We start from the raw sequence: 20587 nt of genomic DNA, 5'->3' as shown, positions 1-20587 counted from the left end.
GGTGAAGGGTAATGGTTAGGCGGAGACGAGGATGATGTTGCCGTATTGGGTGGTGTCGCCAGTGCGGATGAGCCCGATGGCGTTGGGCACGCGGGGTTTGAAGGCGCCCTCATGCGGCTCGAAGTGGAGTGGCGCTCCGCCGAGGGCCTGCTCGTAAGCGAGGCGGGTTGCCTCGTTATTATTGGAGAGAAATTCCTCTGCCATGAAGGCTTTGCCGACGACGAAGTTTCCCCGGAGCGCCTCCAGCACTTGCAGAACGGTGGGCACGCCGTCGATCAACGAGATGTCCACGGTTTCAATCTGCGGCCAGAAAGGAAATCCGCGGTCGCTGATGACGAGCGTGTTGGTGTGACGCACCCGCGCAAGGAGCGAGAGGATGAGGGGATTGAGAACGCCAGTTTTGAGCATGTCCTAGTTATTCTCAGGACGCCCGGAAACCCAGCTCAAATTGTGGACGGGCTTCAATATTTCGAGAACTCCTGCGAGCAATTCCTCGTCGAGCGGCTCCTCGATTTCCCGGATGTTTTGCAGGATGCGCTGCGGATTGGCGGTGCCGACGATGTTGGTCGGGATGCGCGGGTTGGCCACGGAAAATTGCAGCGCGAGTTTGCCGATGTTGCTGCCATGTTCGCGGCAATAGAGTGCCGCATCGGCGGCATGAGCCTGCAACTCAGCCGGGGCCGGGTGCCAGTCGGGCGGGCCCTCGTCGCTGAGCAGGCGCATGGCGAGCGGGGCGGAATTAAAAATAGCCACGCCGCGTTCCTCGAGAAAGGGCAGAAAATCGGCGAGTTGCGTGTCATTCAGACAGTAGTGGCAATACGACTGGATCTGATCGACCTCGGTGCGTTCGAGCACATAACGCTGTAACTTGAGCGGCAGCGAGGAAATGCCGACGTAGCGGACTTTGCCCGTTTCCTGAACCTTCTTCAGCGCGGGAATCGTCTCATTCACGATGTAATCCATGTCGCCAAATTCCATGTCATGCACCTGGATGAAATCGATATAATCCACTCCGAGACGGGCGAGACTTTCATCAATGCTGCGGGTCACGCGCTCAGGAGAAAAATCAAAGTCGGCCTGCTTGTAGCCGTAGCGGGCGACCTTGCTGGCGAGCAGATATTTTTCCCGCGGAATCTCCCGGAGCGCCTTGCCGAGGACCGTCTCGGCCTTGGTGAGTCCGTAAAATGGCGCGGTGTCGATGAGGTTGATGCCATTGTCGATGGCGACGTGGACGGTGCGAATGCCCTCGGATTCGTCGATCTCCTTGAAGACAGAACCCAAAGAGGAGCCACCGAAAGCGAGGACGGAAACGTCGAGGCCGGTCTTGCCGAGTTTGCGGTATTGCATGTTAGGAAAAGAGGGGTTGAATGTGGCGGTCGAAGAGGTTGCCGGTGACGTTTCTAGCGATGATCGTCTCGTTCGCCTTCAGCGCATCGGTGTAGCGCGCGCCCATCTCGGCCGCGATCTTGAAGCCCACGTGAATGAACTGACGGAAGTGCTGGTTGTAGTCGGAGTTCGACTGCACGTGGCGCAGCGTGTTGACGTATTTCTCGGAGTCCCATTGGCTCACTTCCTCAGGTGCAGGCAGCCGGGTTTTGTCGATGTCGATCACCGTGGCGTAAGGTCCGGTGAGTTCGTCGAAACGGGCATAAGCGCCGGCATAGACATCCTTCGCGATCTCCAGGGCCATACCGCCGGCTTCGGCGAGTCCGATGACTTCCTCGAGCCAGGTCGTGCCCGCGGTTTTCACGTGCAGACCGGAGTCATGCTTTTTCACGAGGCGATTGATGATCGGATACAGGGAAAATTTATCGCTGCCGGAGTGCACGCTGAGTTTGAGCGTTTTCGGCAGGCCAAACTCGCTGATGGCAAACGCGATCACACTCAAATCCTCGTCAAATTCCTTCTCAAACTGCGCGAGGTTTCCGACGTAATCAACGCCCTTGTTAAAGCGCCCGGTGAACTTCGGCGCGATGGTTTGCGCGGGAATTTTCTCCCCGGCGATCATGGCTAGAATGAGAAACAATTCCACGGGAGTTTGAGGGGTATCGGTCTCATCGACGGAGACTTCGGTGACGAAGTTGCCTTCGCCTTTTTTCTCAACGACGTAACGATAAATTTTCCCCGCCTCCTGAATGGCCAGGAGGAACTTTTCCGCCGCAGCTCGCACGATGTTAGGAGTGAGCTCAAACGGAGTCGCGATCCCCGGAATGGAAAGCGAGCCGAGATATTTTTCCATGCGAGTTACAAACGAATCGAGCGCTCCAGCATCCGCCGCCTTGCCGGTGAAATCGGCCACGTCGAGCGTGTAGAAATTGCTCGCGTTAATGAAACGATCGACCGTTTTCAGGCCGATGTGATCCGCGTCCACATAGTAAGCACCGCTCCAGCTCAGAGCCTCGACGGCGGCATCCGCCTCAGCCCGCAAATCGTCGGGCTCGCTGTGAATGATGGTGTGTTCGCGGTTCGATTTGTTCCAGACTGGGAAGATCGAAATGCCCGCTTGGGAGGCTTTTTGCACCGCATGAAGCTGGGCACGACCTTGATGGGCAAAACGGTCGCCGGTGCCGATGGTGTATTTCTCTATATTCATATTTGGGGAGATGCACTCTGACAGCGCAGGCGCGTTCGCGGAATGCATATTTTTATCCCAAGCATGACGATTCTTGACCTGGACGAGTTTCATTGGAATCATGCCGCCATGCCTGCGAAGCCACCGCTGCCCGCGCCGTTCCTCTCGAGTGAAATCCAGGGCTCTCGCCGCTTTTACCTGAACCTCAAGGGCGATGCAAAACACGCCCTCGGAGTCATTTCTGGCGGTTGGGAAAAATGCGCCCCGGACTACCGGATGCAACGTCAGGATTTCCCGTATCTCTGCGTGGAATACGTTGCCGGCGGCAAAGGCCGTTTGAAGATTCTTGACGCCACACACGAACTCAGCCGCGGAACGATTTTTGCCTATGGGCCGGGCTGTCCGCATCTCATTACGACCGATCCAGACAATACACTCTCGAAATACTATGTCGATTTCGTGGGCGGCGAAGCCCTGAAACTATTGAAATCCGCCAGCCTGCTTCCGGGAGTTTGCAAGCAGGTTTCTAACATCGACGAAGTGCAGACTGCGTTCGAGCACGTCATTACCAGCGGGCAGCAATCGCGGAAATTCTCCCCGCGCATCGCCGCGTTGGAATTGGAAATCCTCATCCTGAAAATCGCAGACGTCGTCGCGCCGAAACAGGAAAACTACCAGTCGTATCAAACTTTCCTGAAGTGTCGGAACTATCTCGACGAGCATTTTCAGGAACTCTCAACCGCCGAGCAAGTCGCCGGAAAATGTCACGTCGCGCCCGAGTATCTAAGCCGGCTTTTTGCTCGTTACGGCAGCGAGTCGCTCTACCGCTATCTTTCGCGCAAAAAGATGAGCCACGGCGCGGAATTGCTCGACAGCGGACGCTTCATCGTCGGCGAAGTCGCAGAAAAACTAGGCATGGATCCCTTCCACTTTTCCCGAGCCTTCAAGCGTGTTCACGGCATGTCGCCGTCGAGTTTCATGCAGCGGCGCGGGGCGAATTAACAGTTAGTAGTTTTTCACTCGATCACCAGAGTCGGCATGATCGGGAAACGGCCGCAATCCCCAGCGTAAATCGTCAGCCCGCCGGGATATTCCGCATCCTCGGGAATGACGCAGCGCAGGTGCCAGTGATCGCCCTCGTGCTGGCAGATTTGCTGAAGCAGGTCGCCCTCGATGCGCGCATGGATGAGATAACCATACGCGCCGCGCCCGCCTCGCAGATAACTCAGTGCGCCACGCGCGTCGTGTGGATGGTTCGGAAGAATCTGCTTCTGAATCGCCAGTCCATTCAGCAGAAGCTGGAACGACGACGGGGTCGAAAATGCATCCGTCTGGGACTGGCCCTCGCGTCGCGCCGAGGCTTCGCAAAGAACATTGATGCTCCCCGGCTGCTGGGGAAATCCATCTTTCGGAATCGACCATTCAAACCACCCGCGTCCGCGTCCGAAACAAAGGCCGTCCCTCGCGGCCTCCTCACGCGTGGATTGTCCGCCGGACCAGCTCGCCTCACTCCAATCTTCGGGGTTCAGCCGCACGATGCATCTGCCATTGGAAAAATCGCGCGCCGGGCTCTGTCCATCGACATAGAACTGGATGTAATTGCGCGCCACGACCACGCCGCGATCCGTCACGGCAGCGACCCAAAGCGTGCAGGACATCGTTCGCCCGGGCATCCGCAATGGGACGACGTGCGCCAGCTCCACGCGATGCGGCGTGAACGCAATGGAAGTCGAGCCTGTTAGCAATTCATCCTCGACCCAGCCCAGGCTATCAATCCCGCTCAACCTCCAATGCAATGTCACTGGACCGTAATCTTTTCGTGAGAAATGAGAGGAATAGACATCGACATTCACCTCGCTGCCCGCCGCGTGACGGCTGACAGGCGGCGCGTCGATCGGCAGCACATCGCCCTGGTTTACGAGCGTCGGATTGTAACCGAATGCCTTGGGAGTACGATCGTAATTGAGGAAGCCATTGCGCTCCCACTCGACATCGTGCAGCTCGGTAAAAATGTAAGCCGAAAGCGGCTGGTGACGCCGAAGTTCATTGGTTAGAAACTTAAAGCTCCAGCTAACATCGATGTCGCCATCGAGCGCGCCGACACCGCCATATTCGCTGTTAATCAGAGGTTGCGAACCCTGATGAAAACCGGGCACGTAATTGTAGTCGGAGCCCTGGTAAGTTTCCTTAACCACATTCTCGATGTGCTTGCGGGCAAACTCATAGTTGTTGGTGTAAAAGTGCCAGGAATTAATGTCGGTATCGCCGTGGCCATAGTTCTGCAAGTGATCCCAGGCGACCACGCTCATGTCCTCGATCAAGCGCGATGGATCGAGCGATTTGGCGATCTTCCACATTTCGTCGATCCACTTCCACGACTCAGTGTTGACCATTTTCGTGCCGGGCTCGCGCACTTCTTTCGAGAGCGGCGGAAGGCTGGGATTGATCGCACTAACAAACTCCGACTGGCCACCGAAACCCCAGGTTTCGTTAAACAAACACCACGCGATAATCGAGGGATGATTAATGTCCCGCGAGATGGCGGCGCGCATCATTTTCTCGAAGCGGCGGCGGCCCAGTGGCGTGTTGCCGCCCTCGCCGAAGTTAGGAAAATCGGTCATCAACAACATGCCGGAAATGTCCGCCTCATGCAGCAAAAGCGGGTCGTCGATTTTGATATGCACGCGCAGAAAATCGAAGCCGAAACGCCGAGCCTGAGCGATGTCGTCGCGCAAAGTCTGCAAGTCGCCCGCCGTGTAAACGCCGTCGCAATGATAGCTTTGATAGAGCGCACCGCGCAGGTAGATCGGCTTGCCGTTGAAGATGAGCGCGGCAGGCGCGGTGCCCGACGGTGGAGCAGCGGCAAGACTGCGCATCCCAAAATAACCGTAAACCACATCGGGCAAATCGCCGGCCAATGTTAACTTGAGCTGGTAGAGATTTGGCGCGTGTGTGTCCCAGAGAATGACGGGGGCGAGTTCGATTTTAGTCTCGGAAAACATTTCTAATACAGTTTGCTTCTGCGATAATATTTCGCCGGTTGGAGTCGTCACATCGATGAGTAATTCCCCTGGGCCGTTTGTGAAAATCCGCAGTACCGCGCGCTTGTTAGCGATGTCTGGAAAAACCTCAAAACGCTTGATGTGCAACGCCGCTCGCGGCTCCACAAAAACCGTCTGCCAGATGCCGCTCGCAGAGCTATACCAGCCCCATTGCTTGCCGACAGGCTGCTCGCGATTGTCCATTGGGTCCTCGACGCGGAGTACTAACAACGCCTCCAGTTTTCCATCGGGAGTGCGAGTTAGATGGTCGGTGAGATCAAACTCGAATGGCGTATAGCCGTCCTCCCAATAGCCGAGCCAGTGACCGTTGCACCAGGCGTCCGTGCGAAAATCAGCGGCACCCACGTGCAGGATCGCGCGCTTGCCAGCCCAGTGCTCGTTCTCGGGAACAACGATCAGGCGGCGATACCAGCCGACTTCGTAACGAGCCGCGCCCCGGTGATTTTTCATGGTGACTTCCAATGGATTCAGATAGGGCCGCGGTGAAAAATAGTGATCATTTCCCGCAGAATCCGCCTCGCCCCAGGCCGCGAGCGACTCCCAGCAAAACGGGACTACGATCTGGTCGTTCCAAGGTTTCTCCGAGGTTAGAAACCATTCATCCTCGACGCCCCGGCGATCTCCATCGAAGCGAAACTCCCATGAGCCGTTTAAGTTCAACCAATCCACACCGTGAACAAAACTTCTCTGACGATCTGGCCGGGGATACTCCGGACGCGGGAGATAGGAACGGGTGCGCATGTCCTAAGATAACGATGAAACTCCACTCGTCGGATTGACATTATTCCGCGAGAAATGCCCGCGATGTTAGAAGTTAGGAGCGGCAGCATATTTCGCGCTGGCTTTCGCGCGGATCATGTCATCAGGGCGAACACTTACCAACACTCGCGGTGTCCCGCGCGTTGTGATAGGAAATATGAGAACCATCGACCACACCACCAACGGTAAATCTTCGCAATCCCTGCATGTGATGGCGGCTGAAAACGACGTCGCGAAAAACAGAAGGCAGATGAAAGCCGACCGCGAGTATCCCATTCTAGTTCACTCGCATTTGCGCTGGGATTGGGTCTGGCAGAGGCCGCAGCAATTTCTTTCCCGGCTCTCCAAAAATCATCCGATCCTCTTCGTCGAGGAGCCCTGGTATCTGGGACATCTGAACGACACGACTGAGATCGCCATCGCGCAGCAGGAGAAGTTTCCTAACATCACTGTCGTGCGCCCGCATTTTCCCGAAGCATGGCGCGAGGACGCTGCGCGGGTCGATGCCGAGCGGCGCAAAGTCGTTGAGGATTTGCTCGCCGGTCCACTGGGGGAAACTTTTTTCGAACCCGTGCAATGGTTCTACGATCCCATGGCGGTGACCGCGTTTGCGGGGCAGATGAATGAGATTGCCAACGTCTATGATTGCATGGATCAGCTCTCGCAATTTCGCGGAGCGCCAGCGGAGTTAGTACGGCGCGAGCGCATTCTACTGGAACTCGCCGATGTCGTCTTTGCAGGTGGGCCGAAGATTCATCAGGCCAAGGTTTTGCACAATGAAAACTGCCACTCCTATGGCTGCGGCGTGGAGATCGCGCACTTCGGCAAGGCGCGTCTGGAGGAGACTCCGATCCCTGCGGACCTGGCTCACTTGCAAGGACCGGTACTAGGTTTCTTTGGCTGCGTCGATGAGCGGATGGATTACGACCTTCTAGCTAAAATGGCTGACGCACATCCCGAGTGGCAGGTCGTGGTGGTTGGCCCTGTGATCAAGGTCGATCCGGCGCAGTTTCCACAGCGCGAAAATCTCCACTGGGTCGGCGGGCGTCAATATGAGGAACTGCCCAGTTACGTGAAGGCGTTTGACGTTTGCCTGATGCCGTTTGCAATCAACGAGGCGACGGAATTTATCAATCCCACGAAAGCCCTCGAATACATGGCGACGGGCCGACCCATCGTCTCGACCGCGATCGAAGACGTGATCCTGCAATTCTCCGACGTGGTCGCCGTGTCGCACTCGCACGAGGAGTTTATCTCTTATTGCGAACGCGCCGTTTCCTCGCCCGACACGGAGGCGATTCAACTCGGACTGGAACTCACCAAGCTGAATTCCTGGGACGCCATTGTCGAACGTCTGGAGCAGCACATCAGCGATGTTTTGGAGCCAGTCGAAACGGCGGAAACGGTCGCGGCTTAATTCCGGCCTCCATCCGGCTTCAAGTTGTCTTTTGGGCAGGCGTCGTCCATGTTGGCCGACGCCGTGTCATTTTCCGATTCCTACCATCAGACTCAAACTCCGCTCTCGCCGTTGCTGCGGAGGTTCGCGGGTCTGATTTCACCCAAATCCGACTCGAAGCTGGAGGAGATGGCGGCGGAAAGTTCCGCGATTACCGCGCGCAATTTCGGCAAGGCGATGCGGCTCTTTGCCCCGCTCTATTTGTCGAACGAATGCATCAACACCTGCGCGTATTGCGGCTTTTCCCGCGATAACCCCATCGTTCGCGTCACGCTCGAAGTCGAGCAAATGGCCGCCGAGGCGCGGCATCTGGCGGCGGAAGGTTTTCGCAATATCCTCCTCGTCGCCGGGGAGCATCCGAAATTCGTCTCCAATGGCTACCTCGAGCGTTGCGTGCGCCGGCTGCGCGAGGAAATGCCGTCCATTTCACTGGAAGTCGGCCCCATGAAAACCGCCGAATACGCCCCGCTCGTCGCCGCCGGAGCCGAGGGACTCGTCGTTTACCAGGAAACGTATCACCGCGAGACGTATGCCGAGTTGCACATCTCTGGACCGAAGAAAAACTTCGACTGGAGGCTGGATTGCCCCGAGCGCGCCTACGACGCAGGCTTCCGCCGGATCGGCATCGGGGCGTTGTTCGGCCTCTACGAATGGGAGTTTGAGGCGAATGCACTCGCGCGTCACCTCGAGTATCTTCTGCGGAAATGCTGGAAGGCGCAGCTCACCGTCTCCCTGCCGCGCATGCGCCCGGCGGCGGGGGAATTTTCGCCGAAATACAGTCTGCCCGACCGCGAATACGTCCAGCTCGTTTGCGCCCTGCGCCTCTGCTTTCCGCAAATTGGCATCGTCCTGAGCACGCGCGAACCCGCTGCCTTGCGCGACGCCATGATTCCCCTCGGCATCACCATGATGAGCGCTGGCAGCCACACCGAGCCGGGCGGTTACACGGGGCAGGGGAAGGAATCGCTGCATCTTACCGTTCGCGGTCGTCCCGTCGCCGAAACGAGCGGCGCGGAGTCGGCCACGGGCCAGTTTGAAATCGCCGACGAACGCACCCCGAGCGAGATCGCCGGAGTGCTGCGCGAGCGCGGCTACGAAGCCGTCTGGAAAGACTGGGACGCCGCCATCCTCCACCATGATTGAGATCACGGTCAACGGCATCGCCCGCACCGTCCCGCCCGACCTCACCCTCCCGCAGCTTCTCAGCGTTTTGGGTTTGGAAAATCAACCCCTCATCATCGAGCACAACCACACCGCGCTGCTCAAAAACGAGTGGAGTTCCATTCGTATCGCCGAGGCCGACGAGATCGAATTCATCCGAGTCGTCGCCGGGGGGTAGGCTGGTGTCCCTAGACCCGTTAGGGTCGGCCTATTTATAGATTCGAGTTTCAGTCGAATCAGGTCCGAAGGACCGGCATCGCCCCGACTGTGAGGTCGGGAGGGTCGGGGCAGAGGTGCGCAGGAATGAACTGTGAGGTCGAGAGGGAGGAGTGGCGCTTCCAGAGGAAACGTCCATTCGGCGAGGCTTGGAATGGGGCCGGCGGGCCGCCCGCGCTTCTCGGAGGGGCTGCTGCCATGGATATGAAACTCGGATCAAGGCCGGGCGCGGGGTTGTTTAGGAAAGCCGTTTCGCATCGGGGGACAATCGGCTACACTCGGCGCCGATGGGTATGATTCCTCCAGACACGATCGAGCAGGTGGCCGCCGCGAATGACATTGTGGAGGTGATCGGGTCGTATTTCCCGGTCAAGCGCGCGGGGTCGGTGTGGAAGGCGCTGTGTCCGTTTCACAATGAAAAGACGCCGAGTTTCCACATCAATCCGGCGCGTCAATCGTATCATTGCTTCGGCTGCGGGGCGGGCGGGAGCGTGTTCCGATTTGTGATGGCGTATGAGAATCTGGATTTCGTCAGTTCGGTGAAACGGCTGGCCGACCGGGCGGGGATCGCGATTGTGGAGGAGCAGATGTCGGCGGAGGACGATGCGCGGCTGCGGCTGAGGAAGCGGTTGCTGGAGTTGCACAAGGAGGCGGCGGATTGGTTTCACCGAAATTTAATGAGGACTCCGGCGGCGGCGAAGGCGCGGGATTATCTGAAGGGAAGGGGGCTGACGGGCGAGGTGGCGGTGAATTGGACGCTGGGTTACGCGCCGGATTCGTGGGATGCGTTGAGCCATTTCGCGGAGTTGCGGGGGTTTACGCGGAATGAGATTGCGAAGAGCGGCCTGGTGAGCACGCGGGAGGAGAGCGAGGAGTATTATGACCGGTTTCGCGACCGGCTGATGTTTCCGATTCGCAATGATTACGGGGAGGTGATCGCGTTTTCGGGTCGGGTGCTCGATGCCTCGGACACTGCGAAATATGTGAACTCGCCGGAGACGATGCTCTTTACGAAGGGCAACGTCCTTTTTGGCCTCCATGCGAGTAAGAGGGATCTGATCAACGCGAAAACGGCGATCGTCTGCGAAGGGCAGATTGATTTGATCAGCGCCTTCGAGGCCGGGGTGCGAAACGTGGTCGCGCCGCAGGGGACGGCGTTTACGGAGCGTCAGGCCGGAATGTTGAAGCGGTTTGTGGAGGGGGTGGTACTGTGTTTCGACGCGGATGCGGCGGGTGAAAAAGCGGCGGAGCGTTCGCTGGCGGCGTTGCTCGACCAGGGTTTGCTCGTGCGGGTCGCGACGATGCCGCCGGGGGAGGACCCCGACTCGCTGATACGCACGCAGGGACCGGATGCGTTTCGCGAGATCATCGAGAACGCGCCGGGGTTCTTCGATTTCCAGATCGCGCGGTTGCCGGGGAATGCGGATGTGCGGGCGCGCCAGCAGTTTGCGCGGAAAATGGGGGAGTTTATCGCGCTGGCGAAGGACCCCGTGGTGCGCGAGGACGCGATCAGCAAGACGGTGTCGCGGATCGGGATTCTGCGGGAGGACTTTGAAAAGCTCATCCCGCGCAACCGTCCAGTCGCCTCTAACTCGAATGAAAATTCGCCTGACGAAGGGCTGCCATTCGAGCCGCCGACGCACGCCATGCGGATGCTCTGCCTCTTTGCGCTGCGCAGTTTGTCGCTGCGGGAAACGATCCGTTCACAGCCGTGGCTGAAAGTTATCGAGGGCCAGGCCGGGGCGGATTTCTTCGAGAAAATCATCTTTTCGCCGGTCGATGCGCAGAAGCCGAGTTCCATTTCATCCTTCCTGTCCTCGCTCGATTCGTCCGAGGAAGCCTACGCAGTCGGCCTGCTCAACGAACGTCTCGCCGACGCCGAGGAATCCGCCCACCGTTTCTGGAAAGATTTCTGCGCGACCCAGATCAGCCGCCAGCTCAAACGCGTCCAGCAATCGCTCATCACTGCCCTCGCCGCCGGTCAGGACATCGCCCCGTGGCAAAAACAACAGAAAGAAATCCTTGACCTCAAAACCGTCCTCATGGAAGTTCCGCAGCCCTCGATCTCGACCGAGGATCCGTTCTAAAAAATGGAGCGGGCAGTTTGTTAATCATCCAGAGCTGGTTATGCCGAATCCCAAGACCCGTCCATCCTTCAAACATGACAAAGTTAAAGCCAAAGGTTCTGGTAAAAGTCTCTTAAAGCAGTCGAAAAAATCCCGCGATCTGGATATTCCACCCGAGCAAGCTCCTCTGGATGAGCTGGTTCCGCATATTTCCAGCCAGTCGAAGGCGAAGGCCAAAAAGGCTTCCCAGCCAGCTTCATTCGAGTCTGAGTTGACTGGCGCGGAGAGCCAGCCCGCCGCCGTTTCCAAGAAATCCAGGGCTTCAGAGAAAGTTCCCGCCGCGAAGAAAAAGAAGAAATCTTCCGGTAAAAAGGCCATTCCAGTTGCAGACGCATCAGCCAAGTCGGTCAAAACTTCAAAAGCGGAAAAACCTTCCAAAACGAGCGTCAAAAAAGAGCCCATTTCCGCCAAGCCAGCGGTCGAAGTCGCCCGCGCTCCTTTCGTCGAGCACAACCCGGAGACGCACGAAAAAATCCGCGAGCTGATCAAACTCGCCAAGGAGCAGGGCTACCTCACTTACGAGGATCTCAACGAATCCCTGCCCGACGCCGTGACCGATCCAGACGAGATGGAAGTGATTCTTTCCCGGCTGCGTTTGCTCGAAATCGACCTGATCGACGCCTCGGAAGTGGATCGTTACAAGGACGGCAAAAAGGACAGCGACGACGAAAAAGACGACAAAGACGACAGCAATCAGGAGGAGGAAAAAGCCGACAACCGCCTCGACATTCTGGACGATCCAGTCCGCATGTATCTCAAGCAAATGGGCCAGGTCCCGTTGCTGACCCGCGAGCAGGAAGTGGAAATTTCCAAGCGCATCGAGGACGCCGAGGTGATGGTCCAAAAGCACATCAACCGCTTCGGTTTTACCTCGCGGGCCCATCTCGATCTCGCCCAGAAATTGCTCGAAGGCCGCGAGCGCTTTGACCGCGTGATTCTCGACAAAAAAATCGAAAGCCGGGAGCGCTACATGAAGCTCCTGCCCAAGTTGATTCATCAGGTGGAGACGCTCACGAGCGACGTCGCCAGCCTGTATCGCAAGCATGGCCGGTCTGTTAAAGCAGTCGAAGGCAAAGTGGACAAAACCGCCTTTGGAAAAGCCCACGAGTCGCTGCAAAAGCTCTACCCGAAATTTTACTTCAAGCAGAAAGTCACTGAGGAATTTGTCCATCAGGCCGACGAGACCGCGCGCATGTTGCATCATCTCATGGCCGAGGCTGCCAAGCAGGAAGACGGGGCTGTGGCCGCTGGAAAGACGGATTACAAATCCAAGCTGAAAGAATTGGAACTCCGCTTGTGGCAGACGCCTGCGCAGTTCGACGCCGAATACGACGAGCTGAAAAAATGGCTCCGCAAGGCGCTCAAGGCGAAGACCGAAATGGTCGAGGCCAACCTGCGCCTCGTCATTTCCATCGCCAAGAAATACACGAATCGCGGGCTCTCGTTTCTTGATCTCATTCAAGAGGGCAACATGGGCCTGATGAAGGCGGTGGAGAAATTTGAGTATCGGCGCGGCTATAAATTTTCCACTTACGCCACATGGTGGATTCGCCAGGCGATTACGCGTTCGATTGCGGATCAGGCGCGGACGATTCGCATTCCGGTGCACATGATCGAGACGATCAACAAGCTGATGCGCGTGCAAAAGCAGCTCGTGCAGGATTACGGACGTGAGCCGAGCCCCGAGGAAGTGGCCGACGAGATTCAACTGCCAGTCGAACGTGTTCGGGCCGTCTTGAAAATGGCGCAGCAGCCGATCTCCTTGCAATCGCCCGTCGGCGACGGGGACGACACCAGTTTCGGTGATTTCATCGAAGACAAAAGCGCGGAAAACCCGAGCGACATGACAGCCATCGTCCTGTTGAAGGAGAAAATTAAAGACGTCCTCGACACACTGACCGAGCGCGAACGCCAGGTGTTGGAGCAGCGTTTCGGTCTCGTCGATGGCTACAGCCGCACGCTCGAAGAAGTGGGCCGCCAGTTTAAGGTCACTCGGGAGCGCATTCGCCAGATCGAGGCAAAAGCCTTGCGCAAAATGCGGCACCCGACCCGCATCCGCCAGCTCGAGGGTTTCCTCGAAGCGAACGAAGTCTAACTCCGCTTTGCGGCGTCTTTCGTTATTTCGGAAAGACGCTGCTTTCGCGAATCTTGGCGAAGACGCGCTGGCCGCTGACGAGTTGCAATTCGTTCAGCGCCTGACGAGTGAGAGCCGACTCGATTTTTTCACCGGTGTCGGCGCGTTCCAAATCAATACGCGCCATCGGACCGGCGGCGTGAATCTCGCGAACGATCATTTCCACTTGGGCCTCGCTGTTGGAGTGAATCGCGAGTTCGACGTGATGCGGGCGAATGTAAGCGGTGCCGTTCTCGACATTCATCTCGGAAACCGTCCCCAAAAACTGCGCCACAAACGGACTCGTCGGATGGTCATAGACATCCTGGGGAGTTCCAATCTGCTCGATTTGGGCATTGCGCATGACGACCACGCGGTCGGCGATTTCGAGAGCCTCATCCTGGTCGTGCGTCACGAAAATGGTCGTGATGTGAAGCTGGTCGTGCAACTCGCGGACCCAGCGGCGAAGATCTTTGCGAACACGCGCGTCGAGTGCGCCAAACGGCTCGTCGAGCAGGAGGAGTTTGGGATCAATGGCGAGGGCACGAGCGAGGGCGACGCGTTGCCGCTGACCTCCCGAAAGCTGCGATGGGAGGCGTTTTCCGAATCCAGAAAGCTGCACGAGATCTAGGAGCCGGTTGACCTTTTCCTTGATTTCAGACGACTTGGGGCGCTTCCAAAAAGGGCGGACTTTGATTCCAAAGGCGATGTTTTCAAACACGTTCATGTGCCGGAAAAGCGCGTAATGCTGGAAGACAAATCCCGTCTGGCGCTTGCGCACCGGGACTTGGGTCGAGTCCTCGCCATTGATCCAGACCGTGCCGGAATCGTGCGTTTCGAGTCCGGCCAGAATGCGCAGAAGCGTCGTTTTTCCCGAGCCGGAGGGGCCGAGCAGGGCAATCAACTCGCCGCGTTCGACGGAGAGATTGATGTTTTCCAAGGCGGCGGTCGTGCCGAAACGCTTGGTCAGATTGGTGACTTCGATGCTCATGGTTCGTGGATGTGGCTTTCGGCGAGACGTTTCAGCACGAGCGTGATCACGGCCAGAAAAGCGAGCACGGAAGCGACGGCGAAAGCAGCGGCGGAATTGTTGTCGTTATAGAGAATTTCCACATGCAGCGGAATGGTGTTGGTCAGCCCGCGAATGTGGCCGGAGACGACTGAGACTGCGCCAAATTCTCCCATCGCCCGGGCGTTGCAAAGGATCACGCCATAGAGCAGACCCCATTTGACGTTAGGCAAGGTGACGCGCCAGAACGTCTGCAAACCGCTGGCGCCCAAGGTGATGGCGGCTTCCTCCTGCTCGTTGCCGAGGCTTTCCATGAGGGGAATCAACTCGCGCGCGACGAACGGGAACGTGACAAAAATCGTCGCCAGAACAATCCCCGGCACGGCGAAAATGATGCGGAAATCCTTCTCCACCAGCCAGGCGTGGAAGTGTGGAAACATCGGGTCCGCCGCATCGATATAATGTCCGTACCAGCCTTGCGCACCGAAAATGAGCACGTAAATCAAACCGGAAATGACGGGCGAAACCGCAAACGGCAAATCGATCAGCGTAATGAGGAGCGATTTTCCACGGAACTCAAACTTGGCGATGCACCACGAGGCGGCGAGGCCGAAAAGGAGATTGAGCGGCACAGCGATGCCGACGGTGATCAGGGTCAGCCGGATCGCCGCGATGGAATCGGGTTCTTTGATCGCCTCGAAATAGAAGGCGATCCCTTTCCGAAACGCCTCCACGAAGACGGTGACCAGCGGGAAAACCAGGACGACGGCGATGAAGATGAGTGCTATCGAAGTCAGCAGCCAGCGGACCCAGGTCGATTCGCCTGTGGAGGCCCGAACCTCGGCGCTGGAATGATGAGAGGAAACGATGGCGGACATTTAGGCAGTCATTTTCGCCCGGAGATTGAGGCGGGATTGCAGAAAATTGATCAAGAGCAGCATCACAAATGAGATCACGAGCATCACGACGGCCAGCGCCGTCGCGCCTTTGTAATCGTATTGCTCGAGCTTGGTGACGATCAGCAACGGGGTGATTTCGGTTCGCATCGGCATGTTGCCCGAGATGAAAACGACGGAGCCGTATTCGCCCAGTGCGCGGGCAAACGACATGGCCGAGCCGGCGATCAGCGCGGGCCAAAGCTCCGGCAAAATCACGCGGACGGTGGTTTGCCAGCGATTCGCGCCGAGGGTGGCGGCGGCTTGTTCCAAACCCGGATCGAGATCTTGAAGAATCGGCTGGACGGTCCGAATGACAAAAGGGAGTCCGATAAAGATCAGCGCGATGGTGATGCCCGCCGGCGTGAAGGCGAGTTTGAGTCCATTCTGGGCGAAATAAAGGTCAAGGCCGCCAGTCGGGTTGAGGTCGGCGTAATGTTTTTGCACCTGATCGCTCCAAGGCTCGATATATTTTCCAATCCAGCCGTTCGGCGCGTAAATCGTGGTCAGCGCAATGCCCGCGACCGCCGTCGGCAGCGCAAAAGGCAGATCGATGAGGGCATCGATGAAGCGTTTCCCGGGGAATTTATATCGCACCAGAACCCACGCGATGAGTCCGCCGAAGACGAGATTGATCAGCGTCGCGGCCATCGCGGTGGTGAAGCTCACGCGATAAGACGCCATCACTCTCGGGCTCGAGACCGCGCGCCAGAACTCCGGCCACGTCATGGTGAAAGTCTTCAAAAACGCCGCCGACAGCGGGATGAGCACGATCACCAGGGTATACAGGAGCGTCGCGGTGAGCGTGATCCGAAAGCCGGGCAAAAGTCGTGTGGACGCGGACATGAAGTGGAAATTGACCAAGCCGCATCAAGCCGCTCAGGGGAATGATGATAAGTTAGATCAACATTCTGGCAAAGGAAAAGTCTGCCGTTTTCCGAGCCTGTCCGCCGGGCTAGAGAGCGAGGCCGAGCTTGGCCAGTTTGGGCCGGATCACCATCTGGCAATACGGATTCCGGTTTTTGTTCAGCCGATAGTAATCCTGATGATAATTTTCCGCCGGATAAAACGTGTCCGCAGGCGTGACTTCGGTGACAATCGGCCGTGAAAACTCCGCCTGCGCGTCGCGTTTGGAAGCCTCGGCGACTTCTTTTTGCGCGGCGTTCTCGAAGTAAATGGCCGAGCGATATTGCGTTCCCACGTCTCCGCCCTGGCGATTGAGTGTGGTTGGATCGTGCGCGTGCCAGAAGGTGCCGAGGATCGTTTCCAGGGTGATTTGAGCCGGGTCGAAAACGATGCGAGTCACCTCCGCGTGGCCGGTATTGCCGTTGCAGACTTGCTCGTAAGTCGGGCTCAGAACGCTGCCGCCCATATAACCGGACGTGACCGAAAGCACGCCGGGCAATTGCTGAAAAACGGCTTCCACGCACCAGAAACAACCGGCGCCGAGCGTGATGGTTTCTGTGGTGCTCATGCCGGTGAATTTAACCTTCGACGTGGACGCCGCAACTTACGCGGTCGTTTTCTTGCGAATCTTCAAGATGGGAGTTTCAAAGAAATGCCACGAGAGCGCCGCCGCTGCGACGGTGATCACGGTGAGAATCGCGAAACGCAGATTCAACCCGAGCACGACGTGATGGCTGGAGGCCCACGCGTCGAAAAGCACGGAAACGAGCACATGATAAACGTAGATGCCGTAGGAAATTTTCCCGAGATAAACCAGTGCGGGCGATGCCAGCAGCTTCCCCGGCCAGCCGCGAAATCCGACGACGGAACACGCCACCACCCAGGCGATGCCGGTGGCTTCGAGCAGTTCGGAGCCGATGCTCCAGGGATTTTGCAGCGGGAGCAGACGCAGGAAATGTCCGCCCAAGATCGCCGCCAAAGCCAATAAACCCGTCCAGAGTCGAGTGGAAGTCCGGTCTAGCAGACGCGGTTTTTCCAGCGAGAGGCAGGCGAGAAATCCGCCGATGGCGAAACTATCCAGACTGCCCACGGGATTGAACCAGCGCACGTAATCGGAGGCTCCCAGGACGATGCAACTCGCCCGAAAGCCGAGGGTGAGCACGGTCAGGCCGATGAACACGGGACGGAGTTTTGTGAAAGGAATTAGCAAGATCAGCCACGGCCAGACGAGGTAGATTTGTTCCTGCACCGCGATATACCAGAAGTGCGAAATGACCGGCGGAAAATCCCCGATGTGGGCCATGTAGAAATTCGTCAGCAACGGCAGCGTCCAGCCGAGGGTCTCGCGCACAGGGACAATCGCGAGCGCTGTGCCGATGGCGAGAAAGAGATAATAGGGCGGCACGATGCGGATGAGCCGACGCTTTTCAAATTCCACAAACTCGCCCGTAGCCGTCGATTTCCCCGTCTCGCAACGACGGCGCGCCTTCAAAAAACCACGCGTGACCAGAAACGCGCTCAGGACAAAGAAAAACCGCACCCCGAGCGGGCCAAACTCATAATACTCATGCAGCGGACCGTGAAAGTGATGGACGAGAATCAGCAAAATCGCCACCGCACGCAGGCCGTCCATCTGCGGTTGATAGGAGGGTGGAAGTTCTTTCACGATGCGGCGATGAGCAGGGCGGCGAAACAGCCGTCGGTTTGATCGAGATGCGGCAGGCGGCGCTCGGTTTTGGCCAGACTCAGATGCGGATGACGCTTCAAAAGCGTTTCCACCACCTCCTCGTTTTCACTGCGGTCGATGCTGCACGTGCTGTAAACGAGGCGTCCGCCGGGGCGAAGCTGAGGCAGGAGATTTTCCAAAATCGCGAGCTGCCGGGTCGATGCGTCGTAAAAAGCCTCGGGCCGCAGCCGCCAGCGCACGTCGATGCGGCGGCGCATCACCCCGGTGTTCGAGCAGGGGACATCGGCCAAAATGGCGTCGTGTTGTACGGGTTCGCCGCCGCCGGTCTCCCAATCGTGGGTCTCGATTGTGGTGTTGGTCACGCCGAGTCGAGTTAGATTGGAATCGAGGCGCTGGAGCCGAGTTTCATCCGAATCGGTGGCGGTGATTTTGCCCGCGTTGCCCATGAGCGCGGCGAGGTAGCTGGTCTTGCCGCCGGGCGCGGCACAGGCATCGAGAATGTGTTCGTGGGGCAGGGGAGCGAGCAGCTCGGGCGCGACCAACGTGCTTGGATCCTGCACGTAAAAGTCGCCGCCGGTGAGTTGCAGCGGTCCGGTGGAGCGGAAAACCAGCGGATGCGCCGTGGGCTCGAGGCCTTCCAGGGAACCTTCCGGGACCAACGTATTGCGCCGGAGATACACGTCGGCGGGCTGGTTATTCCATTCGGCGATCTGTCGCGCGGCGTCCTGACCGTATTGCCAGGCCCATTTTTCGAGGAGGAAATCCGGGTGCGACAGGCGGATCTCGTCGGGTTGCGCGGCGAGCTGTTTTTCAATCGAATCCAACTCGCGTGTGACCCGCCGGAGCACGCCGTTGACGAAGCCCCGCTGCGGACGTGACACCAGATCGACGGTTTCGGACACTGCAGCATGGGCCGCCGTGCGCAGGAGGAGCAACTGATACAAACCCAACTGCAACGCGAGCCGCGGCTCCAGCGCAGGCGGGCGGCTGGTGAGTTGGTCGATAACGAAATCCAGCGCGCTGAGGTTGCGCAACACGCCGTAGAAAAGCTCCCGCGCAAACCCGCGTTCGGAGCCGGAGAAACCCCATTCGAGTTGCAGTCGATTGAAAATGTCCTCGGCATAACTGCTGCCGCCAGCGCCATGCTGATTCCAATCGTAAAGACAGCGGTGGGCGAGTTGGCGGGCGTTCATGAAGGTCGTGAGAAACGAAAAAGGCGCGGAGTCAATTTTCCGCGCCCTCTTATCGTGAACCACCTCGCCCGACTCAAGCCGTAAATGGCCGGCCGATGGGGAGGAGAAACTCTTTGCGATACGCGATGTTGAGATCGTCCCACCAAGGATAAACGGTGTCGGCACAATGCTGAATCTCCTGGCGCAGACGCATCACTTCCGCAAAGGCGGCTTCGCGCAGCTTGCGCTTCCGTGTGGCCTTCGTCTGAGCGTCGTTCTGCGGATCGGGGCTCTCGGTAAATGCTTTCAACACCAGCGCCGAAGACGCCAGTCTTTCCGCTGTTACGCCCGGCAGCGCATCCGCCGCTGCGTGATCGAGGATCAATTGCACGCTTTGGCCCGCATTGCCCTCGTTGCCGAAGAGATCGACCCCGATGAAATACCGCGCCTTGAGGGCGTCTTTCTGCGACTTGCTCCAGGCCGGATTTTGCACAATGGCCAGCCGGCATTTGCCCCGGTAATATTCCACCTCGCGCTTGAGTTTGGTCTCCGCATCGTCGCCCAGATCGGTCGCCTCGATGCGTTCCTCCGTGGCATCGACGGCCTCGCCGCTGAGCTGTCGCCATTGCTTGCAGGCGAGCAATAAATCCGCAGGCGTCGCAGCCCTCATCCCTTCCGCAATCAACTTCGGCTGGTGTTCCGGCTTCGCGGCACTGCGGGCGAGCCCCTCGGCATTCTTCACCGTCTCGAGCTGCGCCTGATGAAAGGCCTGCGGCGTGGAATGCTGCGAACCGGATTCTGGATTCGGGGAACCCGACGGTGGATTAACGGGAGCGGAGTTAGGGTCAGTGGGTTGGTCGGGCATAGGATTGAGTTGGAGTGATGAGAGAGGTAAGTAGCAAGCTCAATCCCGCTGGTAAATAATATTTTTCCAGCCGTGAAAAATGATCACCCGCAGTGTTGACAGCCCCGTTTTTTTTGGTGGAGTTTGGTGGTGCTGCTTGTTATGATTTTTGCTTTATTTGGCTACGCTCTTTAGGTGATTCTGACATATGGTCGTAAAAGAACGAAAATCCTGAAAGAACTAGAGATAGAGCGGCAAAAATCAGGGCTATGGAACTTATAATAAGTAGAGTCTTATTGAGTTTTTCTGTTGCTTTTGTTTGCTCGGCAATCTGTTCCTGAACCCGCAATTGCATTGAAGCCATTCGAGCTAGAGTTCGTGCAACAAAATCTGTTCTGGGATTCAGTGATTCGGCATGTATGTCTGCCAAAAGTTGCCTCGGATGTTTGACTAAGTCACGCGCTGCCTCCTCCCTTGCAACCATGTCTCGCATACCCTCTTGAGTTAAAAACGGATTTATGCCAAAATCTTCGGCTGGAATGTGAATTTCCTGTGTGGCGATACGCATA

At 57.6% G+C, this 20587-nt stretch carries 18 protein-coding genes; 6 read left to right on the top strand and 12 right to left on the bottom strand.

Features of this window, described 5'->3' with window-relative positions; translation table 11 throughout:
- Positions 1-15: 15 nt before the first annotated feature.
- The 3 genes from ABIT76_15740 to ABIT76_15730 are packed head-to-tail and all read right to left on the bottom strand — an operon-like array spanning position 16 to position 2641.
- On the bottom strand, positions 16-408 hold the full coding sequence (locus ABIT76_15740; protein MEO7934601.1) for an RbsD/FucU family protein: 393 nt from the start codon (positions 406-408) through the stop codon (positions 16-18).
- A 3-nt stretch (positions 409-411) separates the two neighbouring features.
- The gene (locus tag ABIT76_15735; GenBank protein MEO7934600.1) at positions 412-1347 is read right to left on the bottom strand and encodes an aldo/keto reductase; all 936 of its coding nucleotides are present in this window, start codon (positions 1345-1347) and stop codon (positions 412-414) included.
- 1 nt (position 1348) lies between these two features.
- On the bottom strand, positions 1349-2641 hold the full coding sequence (locus tag ABIT76_15730; GenBank protein MEO7934599.1) for a tagaturonate epimerase family protein: 1293 nt from the start codon (positions 2639-2641) through the stop codon (positions 1349-1351).
- Between the two features lie 15 nt (positions 2642-2656).
- On the opposite strand from ABIT76_15730, the gene ABIT76_15725 reads away from it, so the two are divergent.
- Positions 2657-3574, top strand: a complete 918-nt coding sequence (locus ABIT76_15725; GenBank protein MEO7934598.1) for an AraC family transcriptional regulator — start codon at positions 2657-2659, stop codon at positions 3572-3574.
- A gap of 14 nt (positions 3575-3588) precedes the next feature.
- On the opposite strand, the gene ABIT76_15720 is transcribed toward ABIT76_15725, so the two are convergent.
- Complete coding sequence (locus ABIT76_15720; protein ID MEO7934597.1) at positions 3589-6375, bottom strand: sugar-binding domain-containing protein; 2787 nt, start codon at positions 6373-6375, stop codon at positions 3589-3591.
- 175 nt (positions 6376-6550) lie between these two features.
- On the opposite strand from ABIT76_15720, the gene ABIT76_15715 reads away from it, so the two are divergent.
- The 5 genes from ABIT76_15715 to rpoD all read left to right on the top strand — a co-directional run bounded on the left by ABIT76_15715 (position 6551) and on the right by rpoD (position 13447).
- Entirely contained in the window at positions 6551-7810 is a 1260-nt protein-coding gene (locus ABIT76_15715) for a glycosyltransferase (GenBank protein ID MEO7934596.1), read from the top strand.
- Positions 7811-7858: 48 nt separating this feature from the next.
- Positions 7859-8992, top strand: a complete 1134-nt coding sequence (gene thiH, locus ABIT76_15710; protein MEO7934595.1) for a 2-iminoacetate synthase ThiH — start codon at positions 7859-7861, stop codon at positions 8990-8992.
- Positions 8985-9188, top strand: a complete 204-nt coding sequence (thiS, locus tag ABIT76_15705; GenBank protein ID MEO7934594.1) for a sulfur carrier protein ThiS — start codon at positions 8985-8987, stop codon at positions 9186-9188. The genes thiH and thiS overlap by 8 nt, the downstream gene beginning before the upstream one ends.
- 331 nt (positions 9189-9519) lie before the next feature.
- Positions 9520-11313, top strand: a complete 1794-nt coding sequence (gene dnaG, locus ABIT76_15700; GenBank protein MEO7934593.1) for a DNA primase — start codon at positions 9520-9522, stop codon at positions 11311-11313.
- 40 nt (positions 11314-11353) lie between these two features.
- Complete coding sequence (gene rpoD / locus ABIT76_15695; protein ID MEO7934592.1) at positions 11354-13447, top strand: RNA polymerase sigma factor RpoD; 2094 nt, start codon at positions 11354-11356, stop codon at positions 13445-13447.
- Between the two features lie 22 nt (positions 13448-13469).
- Here the strand turns inward: rpoD and ABIT76_15690 are convergent, their stop codons facing one another.
- From ABIT76_15690 to ABIT76_15655, 8 genes are all read right to left on the bottom strand, one after another.
- Positions 13470-14456 carry a sulfate ABC transporter ATP-binding protein gene (locus ABIT76_15690; GenBank protein ID MEO7934591.1) on the bottom strand — a complete coding sequence of 329 codons (987 nt, stop codon included), beginning with the start codon at positions 14454-14456 and terminating at the stop codon, positions 13470-13472.
- Positions 14453-15352 carry a sulfate ABC transporter permease subunit CysW gene (gene cysW / locus ABIT76_15685; protein MEO7934590.1) on the bottom strand — a complete coding sequence of 300 codons (900 nt, stop codon included), beginning with the start codon at positions 15350-15352 and terminating at the stop codon, positions 14453-14455. The genes ABIT76_15690 and cysW overlap by 4 nt, the downstream gene beginning before the upstream one ends.
- Positions 15353-16255 carry a sulfate ABC transporter permease subunit CysT gene (locus ABIT76_15680; GenBank protein MEO7934589.1) on the bottom strand — a complete coding sequence of 301 codons (903 nt, stop codon included), beginning with the start codon at positions 16253-16255 and terminating at the stop codon, positions 15353-15355.
- A 109-nt stretch (positions 16256-16364) separates the two neighbouring features.
- A complete protein-coding gene (gene msrA, locus ABIT76_15675) occupies positions 16365-16883 on the bottom strand; it encodes a peptide-methionine (S)-S-oxide reductase MsrA (protein ID MEO7934588.1) in 519 nt (172 codons plus the stop codon).
- Positions 16884-16919: 36 nt separating this feature from the next.
- Positions 16920-17981 (bottom strand): acyltransferase, encoded by a 1062-nt coding sequence (locus ABIT76_15670; protein ID MEO7934587.1) that lies wholly within the window; start codon positions 17979-17981, stop codon positions 16920-16922.
- The gene (locus ABIT76_15665; GenBank protein MEO7934586.1) at positions 17978-19195 is read right to left on the bottom strand and encodes a transcription antitermination factor NusB; all 1218 of its coding nucleotides are present in this window, start codon (positions 19193-19195) and stop codon (positions 17978-17980) included. The genes ABIT76_15670 and ABIT76_15665 overlap by 4 nt, the downstream gene beginning before the upstream one ends.
- Before the next feature lie 73 nt (positions 19196-19268).
- Positions 19269-20039, bottom strand: coding sequence for a hypothetical protein (locus tag ABIT76_15660; GenBank protein ID MEO7934585.1), 771 nt, complete (start codon positions 20037-20039; stop codon positions 19269-19271).
- Between the two features lie 139 nt (positions 20040-20178).
- On the bottom strand, positions 20179-20586 hold the full coding sequence (locus ABIT76_15655; protein ID MEO7934584.1) for a hypothetical protein: 408 nt from the start codon (positions 20584-20586) through the stop codon (positions 20179-20181).
- Position 20587 lies beyond the last annotated feature (1 nt).

This window comes from Chthoniobacterales bacterium (genome assembly GCA_039930045.1).
Taxonomy (GTDB): Bacteria; Verrucomicrobiota; Verrucomicrobiia; order Chthoniobacterales; family DASVRZ01; genus DASVRZ01.
The sequence above is the reverse complement of the archived record's forward strand: the minus strand, read 5'-3'. Positions and strand labels throughout refer to the sequence as shown.